Source organism: Pseudomonas sp. GW822-FHT04H02, assembly GCF_058800645.1.
Genome location: NZ_JBXAMM010000002.1, coordinates 1,024,359 through 1,038,874, shown reverse-complemented (window position 1 = coordinate 1,038,874; position 14,516 = coordinate 1,024,359). Strand labels below are relative to the sequence as shown.

General features: G+C 62.1%; 7 protein-coding genes. All 7 read right to left on the bottom strand.

Going from position 1 to position 14,516, the window contains the following annotated elements; genetic code table 11:
• Positions 1-12 precede the first annotated feature (12 nt).
• On the bottom strand, positions 13-939 hold the full coding sequence (locus AC1RMG_RS11570) for a ketoacyl-ACP synthase III (RefSeq protein ID WP_011059962.1): 927 nt from the start codon (positions 937-939) through the stop codon (positions 13-15).
• A 489-nt stretch (positions 940-1,428) separates the two neighbouring features.
• Entirely contained in the window at positions 1,429-4,365 is a 2,937-nt protein-coding gene (locus AC1RMG_RS11565; RefSeq protein WP_410036340.1) for a TIGR00180 family glycosyltransferase, read from the bottom strand.
• A gap of 416 nt (positions 4,366-4,781) precedes the next feature.
• Positions 4,782-8,354, bottom strand: coding sequence for a glycosyltransferase (locus tag AC1RMG_RS11560; protein WP_493169240.1), 3,573 nt, complete (start codon positions 8,352-8,354; stop codon positions 4,782-4,784).
• A gap of 121 nt (positions 8,355-8,475) precedes the next feature.
• The gene (locus AC1RMG_RS11555; protein ID WP_011059955.1) at positions 8,476-10,044 is read right to left on the bottom strand and encodes a flagellar hook-associated protein 3; all 1,569 of its coding nucleotides are present in this window, start codon (positions 10,042-10,044) and stop codon (positions 8,476-8,478) included.
• A gap of 13 nt (positions 10,045-10,057) precedes the next feature.
• Positions 10,058-12,109: a flagellar hook-associated protein FlgK gene (gene flgK / locus AC1RMG_RS11550; protein WP_041116648.1), complete on the bottom strand. Its 2,052-nt coding sequence runs from the start codon at positions 12,107-12,109 to the stop codon at positions 10,058-10,060.
• A gap of 10 nt (positions 12,110-12,119) precedes the next feature.
• A complete protein-coding gene (flgJ, locus tag AC1RMG_RS11545; protein ID WP_011059953.1) occupies positions 12,120-13,382 on the bottom strand; it encodes a flagellar assembly peptidoglycan hydrolase FlgJ in 1,263 nt (420 codons plus the stop codon).
• Between the two features lie 10 nt (positions 13,383-13,392).
• Positions 13,393-14,502 carry a flagellar basal body P-ring protein FlgI gene (locus tag AC1RMG_RS11540; protein WP_011059952.1) on the bottom strand — a complete coding sequence of 370 codons (1,110 nt, stop codon included), beginning with the start codon at positions 14,500-14,502 and terminating at the stop codon, positions 13,393-13,395.
• Positions 14,503-14,516 lie beyond the last annotated feature (14 nt).

Sequence of the window (14,516 nt, the reverse complement as noted above, 5' to 3'; positions counted from 1 at the left end):
GAAAGGGGGAAGTCAGGAGCGGTAGATGATGGCCGACCCCCAGGACAGGCCAACGCCGAAGCCACTGAGGGCAACGCGCTTCCAGCTGGAATCGAACATGTGCTTTTCCAGCAGCAGTGGAATGCTGGAGGACACGGTATTGCCGGTCTCCACCATGTCCTTGATGAACTTGTCGGGGTTGCCTTCGAAACGCCGGGCCACCGCATCGACGATCGCCGCGCTGCCCTGGTGAATGCAGAAGGCATCGATATCGTCAGACTTCAGCCCCGACTCATCCAGCAACTCGTGCAGGTGTGCAGGCACTTTCAGCAGAGCGAAGTTGAACACCTGGCGGCCGTTCATGAAGAACACACCATCGGTGACCTTCAGGTGCGGGGCCCCCGAGCCATCGGTACCGAACTTGGCCTTGCCCAGTTGCCAGGTGGCGTCCTCGCCCAGCCAGGTGGCCGTGGCGGCGTCACCGAACAGCATGGTGGTATTGCGATCTTCGGGATCGACAATCTTCGAGTAAGGGTCAGCGGTGACCAGCAGGCCATTCTTCAGGCCAGCAGCTTCCATGAACCCCTTGATGGCATAGATGCCGTAGACGTACCCGGAGCAACCCAGGGAAATATCAAAGGCCGCGACGGTGGTGGGCAGGCCCAGCTTGTCCTGTACGATCGCCGCGGTGTGAGGCAAACCTTCTTCGTCACCGTTCTGGGTAACCACGATCAACACATCGATGGCTTCGCGCTTGAGTTCCGGGTTAGCGGCAAACAATGCATTGACTGCTTCGACACACAGATCGGAGGTTTCTTGCCCGGCGTCTTTGCGCGGCAGGAAGGCCGAACCGATCTTGCCCAGGATGAACTCTTCATCCTTGGCGAATTTTGCACCTTGTGCGTAATTGTCCACGCCGGCTACAGGCACGTAGCTCGCAATGCTTTTTATGCCAATCATTACGGCTTCCCAATAATAAACAGCTCAATACCCCCGCGCGATGACCGAGCAGGGGCTGCCGAAAAAACACAGATACTTGCGCCGAAACACGGCGGTATCGGGAAGAACCAAGGGCTATCACTGGACCTGTCACACAGGGCTGGCGCCATCTTCCCGGGCGATACAATACAGTGAAGATGCACGTTATGACTCACAGGTCACGCTATTGTGGCGAATTTGCCAGTCAAGGGCCTATTCGACGAATGCCCATTCCAGCGCGTTGTAGTGCTTGGAAGCCTGCCCCAACCCAGGGGCCTGCAATACGAGATAGGTACGTTGCCTTTGAGCAGCACCCGATTCAGGCGCCCAACCTGTCGTGCAACCCAAACACCTCCATGCTGCTCGGCAACGCCAGTGGAGATGATCAGCGACTCACCGATAACCGCGCCAAGGAGTACCAGCAAAACATCAATAGTCTATTGAGCATGCTGGAACTCCTTGCGGCATTGATCAGTTGCCAAGCAACTGCTGCCAGTCCACCCGGCTCGCGGTCCCCAGGGCAAAGCCCTTGCCAGTCAACGCCAGGTTCTGGTTGTAGGCCGTATCCTGCGCAAAGCGCGCCGCCCATTTGTCTTTCAGGGCTGCCAAGGCCTGTGGATCTTGCGCCAGGGTGCCGGGATGCATGACCTGCGCTTGCGGAGTCAGGACGGTGAGATAACCGGCATCGGCCACCTTCAGGCACAGGTCGACATCGGCGAAGGCCTGGTCGAAATGCTCCTCGTCCAAACCACCTACGGCCTCGAACAACGCCTTGGCGATCATCAGGCAGACGCCGGATACCGCCGAGTAGTTCTTCTCCACCCAGAGGCTGTTCATGTAGCCCGGAGCATCCTTGGCCTCTCCGGCGAAGGCTGCGCCCAGCTGGCCATTGAGGCCGAGGATCAGGCCCGCCTGGGTGGTCATGCCGCGCTCATTCACCAGCCTGGCGCCGACAATCCCGATCTCCGGACGCTGTACCTGGTTGAGCAGGCTGTCGATCCAGTTGGCATTGACCACTTCGGCATCGGCCGAAAGCAGCAGCAGGTACTCCCCCTTGGCTTCAGCGCAGGCTGCATTGTGCAGTGCCGAAGTGCTCACCCGCTGGCCGCTGCGCAACACCCGGATCCGCTCCCCCTGGCGTTCCAGGCTGGCCAGCCAGCTATCGAGTTCGACGTTCTGGCTGTGGTTCTCGGCAATCAGCACCTCGTAACGCTGGTAGCGGGTACGTTGCAGCACACTCACCAGACAGCGTTGCAGCTCGGCGAAGTTGTCCTGGCTCGGCAGAATGATCGAAACCAGCGGCCGCTCGGCATGTTGATAGTCGATCTGGTAGGTCCCTGGCTGGGCAGAACTGACCTGGGCCCGATAACCACGATTGGCCAGGTGACGGCTCAGTACCTGGCGCTCCTCGGCATTTTCCCCGGCTGGCGCAGCCCGGCAGATCAGCAGCGGCTCGGCGAGATGAGCCAGGCCGGCCAGACCACCGTCTTCGATCAGGCGCAGAACCAGATCCAGCTCGACGGCCCGAGCAAACTCGCGATTGAACCCACCTGCCTGCACCAGCACTTCACGGTGCAGCAGCCAATGGCGCGCCATCAGATTGGGGGCGCTTTGCAGCAGGTCCAGATTGACTCCGGGACGGAACACGTGACGCAAGGTGCCATCGGCTTGCCGCTGCACCTCATCCATCGCCACGGCCCTGATGCCTTCGGCGCCCAGCAACTCCAGGCTTGCCCGCAGCAGCCCGCTTGCGGTGAGCTGGTCACCCGCCTCCATCAGGAGTACCCAGTGCGCTGTGGACTGCGCCACCAGCTGATTCAGGCGCTCGATATAGTTGCCCTGGCTGACCTTGACGAAGTGCACAGTGTCCTGTGCCGTGGTCATCGCCGGCAGATCGCCGGTGGTCAGCACCACCAGCTTGAATGCCTTGCAGTGGTTGGCCATCAGGGAATCGAAAGTGGCTTGCAACTTGATCATGTCGGCGTCGAGGTCGAGCAGCAGAATCTGAAACTGCGGCCCACCGGCGCGCCTTCCCAGCAGATGGGCGATCGACTTGAACTGACCCGGTTTCGGGCCACGGCCTTCCAGCCAGCTGAACAACTGCCCGGACTGGGTATTGGCAAACAACGCGCTGCTATCGGTGGCCGGCAGCGCCTTGAGGCGGGCTGCCCACTCCTGCAGTTCGCGGAACACCTCCACTTCGTCGGTATCGCGCATCGACTCGGCAAGGCGCTTGACCACGGTGAAGTTGAACAGGTTCAGCGCCATGGCTTCCCACAGCCGGCTGCGAAGGGTTCGCGCCGTGTCATTCGAGTGCACCCGCAGCAATTCCTCCTGCTTGAGCAGCACCCCTTCCAGCTCATTGAGCTGCAGGCGCCCCGCAGGCATCGCATGCACAAGAAACTCGATCTGCGTCAACAGATCGAACATCGGCTGGTTGTAGAACGGCATTTCGACAAACTGCTCCGAGCCGAAAGCACGCACCGGGTCCTTGCCGACCTCGCTCCAGATGGAGCGAAAGATCATCACACCCTTGAGCGAACGGCCACTTTCAAGGCACTCGGCCAAGGCGGCAAAGCTGTCCAGCGCCAGCTGCTTCATCTGCTGCGCATCCGGGCCTTCGCAGTTGTGCGGCAGGGTCGCAAGAAACTCGGCAAATTGCTGATGCTGGGCCAACGAGCCGGCATCCTTGCTGCTCAGCAACGCCTGAATGCGGGCGGTGCGCTCCAGGGCCTCCCTATTGGCCTCACGAACAATGAACGGAACCGGCAGGATCCGCGCCTTGGCAGTGGCCAACAGGAAGAAGGCGTAACCGATATCCAGCCACTCGGCGCTCACCGCAGGTGGCAACTGGCTGTACCACTGGCGCAGCACATCGGTGCGGGTCACGGCATTGAAGGGGCTCAGGTAATGCCCCATGAAACTCATGATCCGCTCACGCCCGTTCGCGGCGGCGAAGTCTTCGGGCCCCTTGCGATCGCGCAGGTAATAGCTGGTTTCCAGGACCCGCGCCGAATACATCAGGCCATAGCCATGGCAGACCGCGTAATCGGGGTGGGCATCAAGGAAAGCAAGCGCGGCGCTAATCCCATCGGCGATCAAAAAGTCGGTGTCGCTGGCAATCGCCAGGTAGGGCGTGTCGACCAGGCCCACACCGTAAGTCAGCTTGCCCTGCTGGTCCTGCCGGGAAAACTGTGGCACGTGGCGGTAATCCACCTTCGGGAATTGGCGAGCCAGAGACTCGTCCGCCTTTTCCGAGGAATCCAGAACCAGGATGGAACAGGCAAAGCTGCTGTAGTAGCGCAGCGCTCGCTGTGCCAGCGCCTTGGCCTCGTGGGTCAATAGCACCAGAGTGAAACGCTCACTCATCGGGGCTGCATCCTCGTTTGCTTTTGTTTGAACCCACATCTGTCCATTCCCTCATCCGGCTGATCGCCTGGAACCTCAAATCATTAATGTTGTACGAACCCGATCCCGGCATGTCCCTCTCGGCTCATCCATCCCGCGAGCGCAACTGCGCCCCTGGATGCGCCAAAGAATTGGCTTGAGAACTGCTCAACACCTGGCCAACGCTACGCCTGACTCCAGGCACCGGCCACAACAGGCGAGCCGGAAGCTACCCGCACGCGTGCGCTACACCCATGAGCGCCGGAAGACACACCCGATCATCGACAGCGTTCGTTTTATGACAATTGCCAGCAAGGCTGCAGGAAACGCGCCAGTTCCATCGGTGCGTAGAGCGCAGCCCCCGCCACTGCGAGAGGCCACGCAAGAAACAAAAAAGCCACGCTTGGCAGGCGTGGCTTTTTTTTGCAGCGGCTTCTTCAGTCTGCCAACCAGCCCCACATCCAGTGCTGCAGGTTGTCGGGGCCCAGCATGAAGTCGCGCCGCACCGCCTCGCGCAATTCATCTCCCATGCGGTAGCTGGCAACAGGGTCGCCGAGGTGCATGCGGATCGCCTGCAGCCACTCTTCGGTCGTGTTGCTGCGAACCCTGGTGCACGGCAGGAAGCCACGATAGGCCTCAGTGTCGGTGCAAATGACCGGGTAGCCGCAGGCTCCGTACTCCAGCAACCGCAGGTTGCTCTTGCAGTCATTGAAAATATGGAACTCCAGAGGTGCCAGAGCCAGGTCAAGGTTCAGGCTGGCGAGCTTGAGGGGGTAAGCCTGCAAGCCGATCGCCGGATGGAACTCGTGCACATAAGGGCGCAAGGCATCGGGGCACATGCCGAAGAACACCCATTCCACCTCAGAGGCCAGTTCACGCACGACATCGGCAATGACCTCCAGGTCCCCGGTGTGACTGGTGCCCCCACCCCAGCCGACCCGCGGCTTGCTGGAAGTACCGCGACGGCTGCTCAGCCCCGCCCAGGGTTCAGGGGCGAGCATATTGGGTACTACCCTGATATCGCTGTGCATGTCCGACAGGACATCCGCCAGCGGCTGAGTGGTGACCACCAGCCGATCGCACAGGGCAATGCCGTCGCGCAGCATCTGCTCGATGTTCGCCGGCTTGTTGCGAGCATGGCTGTTTTTCTTTGGCGCGCTGACCACGTAATCATCGAGTTCGAAGACCCGCAACGCACTGGAGTACTTCTTCATTCGCAGAATGTCGCTGGCCGCGCCGTCGCTGTAGCGCCCCTGGAGCACGATGGTATCGGGCGACAAACGCTCGATTTCCACGGTGGTCGGAGATTCGTATGCCACCCGAGCGATGACCCTGCCTGCAGCTTCCAGCTCGCGCAGTGGCCCGGTGACCCGGTAATGCCCGACCGCGCTGCTGTTGACCGGCAAGCCGAGCACCAGCGGCAAGGCTCGTGAGCAGAACGGGTTCCAGTTGTTGCGCAGGCTGGGTTCCAGGCTGAAACTGGAGAACCCCAGGCTCAGGGCCGGATTGTAGGCTGGATCGCGAGCGATCTTCGGCAGCCACTGACGGTAGAAGCGCTCCTGTTCAGCCTCCTGCATCTGCTGCTGCTCAGGCGCCTGCGGTGGCGCCAACGCCGGGGCCAGCATCAGGGTGGCGTGGGGGGTCCAGACCACCAGGTAGCCATCGCGATCGACGCGCAGGCACAGGTCGGCTTCACCCAGGTCAGCGCCGAAACTCTGTTCATCCAGCCCACCCAGACTGTCGAACACGTCCTTGCGGATCATCAGGCAGTCGCGGCTGACCGCACTCCAGTTCTGCACCACCTGCAGACGCTGCATATAACCACGGGCACCCAGTGCCTCGCCGATGAACGGCGAGCCCACGGGCCCAGACATGCCCAGTACCTGCCCGGCATGCAGGATGGAGCCATCGGTAGCAAGGATGCGCGCCCCCACGACAGCCACCTCCGGACGCTGGGCCTGGTTGAGCAGCTCGTCCAGCCAGTCGCTGGTGCAGATCCGTGTGTCGTGGCTGAGCAACAGCAGGTAGTCGCCGCGAGCCTGGGCCGCAATGCTGTTGGTCAAGGCCGCCTGGTTGGCGGGGCCGGCATAAGGCAAGACCCGCAGCATGTTGCCCCCCAACTGCCCCATGGCCGCCAGCCAGTCAGCCATGTCCGGGTCGCGACTGCCGGCAGCCACCAGCAGGATCTCGTAATGGTTGTAGGCGGTCTGCTCAATCAGGCCTTCGACGCAACGCTGCAAGGCCGGCAGCGAATCCCCGCAGGTGATGATGATCGACACCAGCGGCCGCGCACCGTGCTGATAGTCGATGCGATTGAGCAAGGGCAAATCATCATGGCGGATCCGGCACTGCACGCCGATGCGCTGCAAGTGCGCAGCGACCAGCCCCTCACTGGCTTCGATGACCTGGGGCCGGGACAGCCATTTTGCGAACGGGAACTCGGACTCGATCTGGATATCGGCAATATGCTCGATGGTTTGCGGGCCCACATTTTCCACCAGCCGCCACAACAGATCCTGGGGCGCCAGCTCGCCACGTGCGCAATCGAAGCCTCCCTCGCTCAGGAAACGCTCTCGGGAAAAGGCCAGCGAGCGCCCGACATAAGGGTAGGCACGCATCAAATCGAGGTTGAAGTCGGGCTTGAACACCGGTTCGGTTGACTGACCATCAAGCAATGCGCCTTCGTCACTGTAGGCGCAGAGCATGGCCGGGGTGTTGGCGATCCGCTCGGCCAGCACCAGCAATGCCGTGTCACGCAGTTGGTCACCCGACTGCAACAGATAGAACCAGTCACAGGTATCCAGGCGAGGGATCAGTTCGTTGAGTTGCCCGGCCCAGTCGGCCCGCAAGGGTTGACGCAGCACAGCCTCCCCGGCTGTACCGACAGCGGTGGACAACACCACGATCGTTTCGGCTGGGTACAACTGGCCGGCCAGGCTGCCCAGGGTCCGCTCGAGAGCGGCGCCATCACCTGTCAGGTCCATGACGATCGGCACGATCCGCACCCGCCGCGGCCAGCTTTCGATGCGCTGCGGCAGCAACCGCTGTTCCGCCGCCGACAGGCAGCGTGCCGCCAGCCATTGCTGGTAGAACTCCTCGTAGCTTTGACTCTCGCCCCCTACCCGACCGTTGACCACGGCGCTGCGATTGCCGAGCACATGGAGCACCCCCAGCTCACGCCATGGCCGTGGCTGCTCGGCGGCTCGCGCCAGTTCAACGTAACGCACCCAGCCCGCAGCGGGCGCCGACTCGCCAGAACGCTCGGAGAGCATCCGCAATAGCCATTCCCATTCGGTGGCAACGGCCTTGAGCACTTGCGGCGTGCGGCTGAAACGCCCCTGATACAGGCGCTCGCAACTCAACACGGTGGACAGGGCCGCCAGATTGCCGCGGCGCATCAGGCAGATGAACAGCGCCAGGTCCAGCAAGGCGACAAAACCGGCGCCCTTGTGGATCAGGGCTGGCAGTACCTCCAGCACGTCGGCTCGACGCATCAGTGCCGCACTGAAGTTGCCGAGGAAGTTTTTCCGCGTGCCCTCGAAGATCGCCAGCATGTCATCGCCTTTGAGCAGCACGTCGAGCGGCGCAAAGCGGCAGTTTTCAATCCGCGGCGGAAGAATGGAGTTGCCTTCGTCGTTGAACACCCGTAGTGCGAACACCAGATTGACCTCAGGGTGCTCGATCAGCACTTGCGCCTGCAGGGCGATGCTCGGCGCAAACAGCCGGTCATCGTCGCAAAGCACCTTGATCAGCTCGCCCCGGGCCTCTTTCACGCAGCGCAACAGGTTTTTCTGCAACCCCAGAGGCTGCGGGTTGCGCACGTAACGCACCGGGTGTGCGGGCTCGCTCAGCCCTTGTACAACCTGCTGGATTTCATCGCCGGGACTGTCGTCGCAAACAACGATCTCCAGTGGCTGATAGGTCTGCGCCAAGGCACTTTCCAGAGCCTGGCTGAAGAAGCGTGGGTTGAAGGCGGGAATGACGATGCTGACTAGAGGGGCTTGGCTCACGGCGGGAAACTCTCGAGCGGCGAGCCCTGGCCAGTGATGCCAGGGCTGCAAGACCGCTTAAAAAAGACGGCTGGCTGCTCGAAGATCGCGGCGTCCGGGCGCCAGCCCGAACGCCACGCACTCAGACCTTGTTGAACAGACCCAGTTGGGCAATCTTGCTGAAGGCCAGCTGCGAGGCTTGCAGCATGGTCTGTTGCAGGGTCAGGCGGGTCATCACTTCGGCCGGATCGGAGTCGCTGATGGCCGAGCGGGTCTTGGTGTTGGCAGCTGCCAGGCTTTCGTTGATTTCGGTCTGGGTGTCCAGGGCCGAACCACGACCACCCACCGAACTGATACCGATGGACAGCTGGTCGATGCCACTGGCCAGGTTGGCCATCCCCGAGGCGAGGTCGGCCAGTTGCTTCTGGGTCGCCAGGGTGTTGCCGGCGGTTGGCGTGTTCAAGGCGTTTTTCAGCTGGCTCACGGTATCCAGTATGTTCTGGGTCTCGTGGGTGTTGACCGACACACTGAACTGATCGTTGGCCGCCGGAGAAGGCGCGCCGGTCAGGGTGAAGCTCACGCCCGCCGCGGTGGCGACGTTGCCCGGCCCGACCACGCCCGAGGACACCGGCTTGCTATCAGCGGTCAGTGGCGCAGCGTAAAGATCGAAATTGGTAGCGCTGGTGAACTTGAGGATCGCCGAACCACTGGGGAAGGTGGAGTTGTAGGCCACCGGATCGGTAATGCTGGTGTTCGAGACCTGAGTCATGCTCGGGTTGCCCGGAGAGCGCGCCACGTTGAAGGTGTCCGGCTTGGAGCCCAGGGTGAAGGTATGCCCCGGCAGCACGGCGTTGGCGTCGTCACCGGACTTGAGGTTGACGTTCAGGCTCAGGTCGACCCCACGAAAGCTCACGGTCTGGTTCGGCGCAGTGCCGAAAACACCGCCTTTGCTGGCCTCGGCCGTCACATCGTTGCCACTGCCGTCGACGATCTTCAGCTGGGTGCCCGACACGAAGGACACGGTGTAAGGCTCGCCGCTGCGGAATTGGCTGTTGTAGGCACCGTTGTTGGCCACTTGGCCGTTGGACAGGGAAATCCGCCCGTCATCCACGGCTGGCGCGGTCATGGTGACCTGGCTGCGGCTGGTGTTCAGTGCCTGCTGGAACACGTCCCAACCGGTGCTGTTGGCGGCCATCATCATGGTGTCGCCGACCGGCAGTTGCAGGCTGCTCTGGTCACCGTTGTAGCTGTAGGTGCCATCGGAGTTGCGGCTGAACGGCGGAACATCATCCTTGGAGCCACCGAAGATGTACTTGCCGTTTTCGTCCTGGGAGTTCATCAGGCTCAGCAACTGCTCTTCGATCTGCCCCAGTTCCGAAGCATTGGCCTGGCGGTCGGCGTCGGTGTAACCGGCGTTGCCGGCACCGGAGGCCAGTTCCTTGGCGCGGGCCAGCACGTTGTTGATGCTGGTCATCACCGATTCGGTCTGGCCCAGGGAGGCCTTGATCGAGTTGGTGTTGGTCTTGTACTGGTCCAGCAACGAAGCCTGTTGGCCCAGTTGCAGCAGGCGCGCGGCACCTACCGGATCGTCGGCAGCGGTCTTGACGCGAACCAGGCTGCTGGCCTCTTCGCTGCTCTGGACCACTTTGGAAAAGTTCTTCTGGTAGTTGGTAGCCGAGGACTCGTAAAACTGGGAGGTGGAAATGCGCATGGGCTACGACTCCTTAAAGGCTGTTGATCAGCGTGCTGAAGGTTTCCTGCGCAGCCTTGATGATCTGCGACGACGCTGTGTAGTACTGCTGGAACTTGACCAGGTTGCCGGTCTCATCATCCAGGTTGACCCCGGACAGCGAGTCCCGGGCGCCCTTGGCGTTAGCCAGGATGGTGCCGGTAGCGGCGCTGTCGAGGCTGCCCTGACTGGCCTTGGCGCCGACGTTCTCGATCAGCTTGCCGTAGGCATCCACCAGGGTGATGCCTTTGCTGGCAGAACCTGTATCGACTGTCTGCTTGCTCTGCAAACCGGCCAGCGCCAGGCCGTTGCGGTTGTCCGAAGAGCCGGCGCCGTTCACCGAGATGTTCATGCTGTCGCCGGCGGCGGGAGCGCCGGCCACGGTCATCTGCACGCCGAACGTCTTGGTCACCGGTGGCGTACCGCCGTCGGTGATCGGCGCACCGCTGGCATCCAGCATGTTGATCTGCAGGTTGAGGGTGTTGGTCTGCCCGGGAACGATGGAGCCGCTGCCCATCTTGTTGCCCTTGGCATCGAAATAGTCGTAGCTCTGGCTGCCGCCTGCCGGCGCATTGAACACCACTTTGACCGGACCCGAATTCTTGATTGCGGTCTGCATCTCAAGCTTGGCTGCGGCGTCGTAGTTGTCGATCGGCACGCTCAAGGAAGGCTGCGCGGAAATGCTCAGGGAGCTCTTGAGCCCGGCAGCCAGCTCGGCCTTCAGCGGAGCCGCGAGGGCCAGGCGCTTGGGGTCGGTCATTTCGGTCTGGATGGTGGTAGCGGCATTGCGGGTCGGGGTGATCTTGAAGCTGTCACCGGCACCGACTGTACCATTGAGTTTCAGCGAGAAGCCATCGATCACCGGTGCCGGGCTGGTGGTGGTGCTGAAGCTGCCCATGTCGGTGCCATCGGAGCGCTTGACGCTGTAGTCGGTGGCACTGCTGAAGGTCACGGTGTAGTCGCTGGTGCTCAGCTTGCCGGTGTCCTTGATGGTGACATCGAAGTTGCCCGAGCCTGCACTGTTGCTGGCACTGCCAATGCTGCGCTGGCTGATCATCCGGGCACTGTTGATGTCGTTGAACAGGTTGCCGCCGAAATCACCGTTCTTGTCGATGCCCTGAGCCATCAGGCTGTTCATCTGGTCGGCGACCACGAGGGCTACGCGGCCCAGCTCGTTCATCGCCGGATCCAGCACTTCGCTGCGGTAGCGCAGCAGGCCGCCGATCTCGCCACCGGTGGTGAGGTTGGTGATGTCGATGCTGCTCGAGCCCCGGTTCAACTGCAGCGCGGAGCGGCTCGGGTCGTTCTTGCCCTGCACCACTTCCAGGGTATTGGCCGAGTTACCCATGACCAGCGGCTGGCCGCTGCCCAGGTACAGGTCGACGCTGGAGCCACGCTCCGAGACCTGCACGCCGATGAAGGTCGAAAGCTGGCGCACGGTTTCATTACGCGCATCGAGCAGATCGTTGGGCATGCCGTTGCCGTTGGTCGACAGCTCGGAAATCTTCTGGTTGAGCTGGGCCACGGTGTTGGCCAGCTTGTTGACCTGGTCCGCCATGTTCGCCAGGTTGCCGTTGATATTGGTGTTCTGCTGGTTGAGCTGGCTGGATACGGAGTTGAAACGGTTGCTCAGGGCCTGGGTGTCGCTGAGCAGCAACTGCCGGGAAGCCTCGTCGGTAGGCTTGGCGTTGAGGTTCTGCACCGAGGCGAAGAACTTGGTCAGGGCGCCGGTCATGCCGGTGCCGCTGTCCGACAGCAATTGGTCGATCGGGCTGATCTGCCCCTGGAACGCCGCGGCATCGCTGTTGAGCGAGGTGGCGGTGCGCAACTGGGCATCGAGGAAGCTGTTATAGACCCGGCGCACGTCCGCCAGGGTGGTGCCGGTGCCGATGAAGACGTTGCCATTCTGGCTGGAGGCCTTGGTGCCCTGCACGGTCTGCTGACGCGAGTACCCGGCGGTGTCGGCGTTGGCAATGTTGTTACCCGTGGTCATCAACGACGTTTGGCTGGCGGCCAGCCCCGACATCCCGATATTGAGCAAACTCATGATTCAGACCTTATAAATTCGTGGAAACGCCAGCCGCAGCGTAGTTCTGGTAATTCTTCATCTGCTTGGCTATCTGCGAAATCTTGCTTGCGTAATCCGGGTCCGTTGCATACCCGGCTTTTTGCAACTCGCGAACAAACTGTTCTGGTTTATCGGCCACCTTCAGCACTTCTTGATAGCGATTGTTGCTCTGCAACAAGGTCACCAGATCGTGGAAGCTGTCCTGATAGGAATCGTAGGAACGGAACGCCGCCGTCTCCTTGACCATCTGCCCGTTGCGGAACTCGCTGGTGATCGCCCGGGCCTGTGCACCCTGCCAACTGCTGCCGGCCTTGATGCCGAACAGGTTGTGGCTGCTGCTGCCATCCTGCTGGCGCATCACCGATTTGCCCCAGCCGGTTTCCAGGGCGGCCTGGGCCACCAGGTAGCGCGGATCGATCCCGATACGCTGGGCCGCCTGCTGCGCCATCGGCAGCATGGTGGCGACGAAGTCGTCGGCGGAACTGAAGGCACGCTTGGCCGGCGCCAGCGGCGGCTGGGCCATGGCCCGGCCATAGACCCGCATCTTGCCCTGGGACGCGGCGTAGCCCTGATTGACCCGCCACTCGCCCCGCAGCACGGCATCGGCGGCCGGGCTGTTGCGGGTCGGCGCGGCGTTCTGTGCGCCGCCCTCGACGGCACCAGCCGACGGCACGATGCCGGTCAACAGGCGATCGGTGAGCTTGCTGGGCAGGGACAGACGACGCTGGTTGAGCAGCACCATGTCGTTATGCGCCACGCTCGTGCGCAAAGGATCGTGGGCCCGCGAAGCCCACATCGGGCGCTGGCCGTTGACCCGGCTCAACGGACCATCCTGGGCCGTGGTACCGGCAGCGATCGGCGTCGGAGTCGCCACCGGCGCCGCGGCCGGCAAAGTCGTGGTGGCCGCATTCGGATGAGCCGGCTTGTTCTTCATCATCTGGCGCATCAGCACATTGGCCAGGCCGATACCGCCACCCTCGCGAGACAGGGACACCGCCAACTGCTGGTCATACATGTCCTGGTACTGCTTGGCGGCCGGGGTATTGAGCGGGTTGTCCTGGCCTATGACGTCAGTGGCCTTGCGCATGGACTTGAGCATTTCATTGAGAAACAGCGACTCGAACTCCTGCGCCACTTTGCGCACGTTGGCTTCGCCGTCCTTGTCGCCGACCTTCAGTTGCTGCAGGCGGTTGAGGTCGGAGTAAGACCCGGAATCGCCGCTGCCAATCAGTCCGCTCTTACGAATATCCATGGCGCTCACCTCAAATCACGATCAGGTCGGCCTGCAAGGCGCCGGCCTGTTTCAAGGCTTCGAGGATGGCCATCAAGTCGCCTGGCGCCGCGCCCACCTGGTTCACCGCCCGGACGATCTCATCCAGAGTGGTGCCCGGGCCGAACTTGAACATCGGCTTGGCTTCCTGCTGAGCATTGACCCGCGAGCGGGGCACCACCGCGGTCTGGCCATTGGACAGAGGGCCGGGCTGGCTGACGATCGGGTCTTCGGTAATGGTCACGGTCAGGCTGCCGTGGGTCACCGCCGCCGGCGAGACCTTGACGTTCTGGCCAATGACGATGGTGCCGGTACGGGAGTTGATGATGACCTTGGCCACCGCCTGCCCCGGATCGATCTCCAGGTTCTCCAGGATCGACAGGTAGTCCACACGCTGGCTTGGGTCCAGGGGCGCGGTCACCCGGATCGAGCCACCGTCGATGGCTTGGGCCACGCCTGGGCCAAGCATGTCGTTGATCTTGTCGACGATGCGCTTGGCGGTGGTGAAATCCGAACGGTTGAGGTTCAGAGTCAGGCTGTTGCCCTGGTTGAAACCACTGGGCACGGCACGCTCGACCGAGGCGCCACCAGGAATCCGTCCGGCCGACGGTACGTTGACGGTGATCTTCGAACCGTCGCGTCCTTCGGCATCGAAACCACCCACCACCAGGTTGCCCTGGGCGATGGCGTAGACGTTGCCGTCGATGCCCTTGAGCGGCGTCAGCAGCAAGGTGCCGCCGCGCAGGCTCTTTGAGTTACCAATGGAGGACACGGTGATATCCACCTGCTGGCCCGGCTTGGCGAACGCCGGCAGATCGGCACTCACCGACACCGCCGCGACGTTCTTCAACTGCACGTTGCCGGAGCCGGCCGGCACCTTGATGCCGAACTGCGACAGCATGTTGTTGAAGGTCTGCAGGGTGAACGGCGTCTGGGTAGTCTGGTCGCCGGTACCGTTAAGCCCGACCACCAGGCCATAGCCGATCAATTGGTTGGAACGCACGCCGGAAATGCTGGCGATGTCCTTCAACCGCTCGGCCTGGACGCCAAGGGAAGTGGACAGCAACAACGCCGCCGCCATCAGGTGCTTGAAATTGAGCATGAGTCTTTTCATCA

What these genes read in the sequence shown, in the direction of transcription:
- AC1RMG_RS11570 (WP_011059962.1), bottom strand. Translation starts at nt 939, where the DNA reads ATGATTGGCATAAAAAGCATTGCGAGCTACGTGCCTGTAGCCGGCGTG.
- AC1RMG_RS11565 (WP_410036340.1), bottom strand. Translation starts at nt 4,365, where the DNA reads ATGTGGGTTCAAACAAAAGCAAACGAGGATGCAGCCCCGATGAGTGAG.
- AC1RMG_RS11555 (WP_011059955.1), bottom strand. Translation starts at nt 10,044, where the DNA reads ATGCGCATTTCCACCTCCCAGTTTTACGAGTCCTCGGCTACCAACTAC.
- flgK (WP_041116648.1), bottom strand. Translation starts at nt 12,109, where the DNA reads ATGAGTTTGCTCAATATCGGGATGTCGGGGCTGGCCGCCAGCCAAACG.
- flgJ (WP_011059953.1), bottom strand. Translation starts at nt 13,382, where the DNA reads ATGGATATTCGTAAGAGCGGACTGATTGGCAGCGGCGATTCCGGGTCT.
- AC1RMG_RS11540 (WP_011059952.1), bottom strand. Translation starts at nt 14,502, where the DNA reads ATGCTCAATTTCAAGCACCTGATGGCGGCGGCGTTGTTGCTGTCCACT.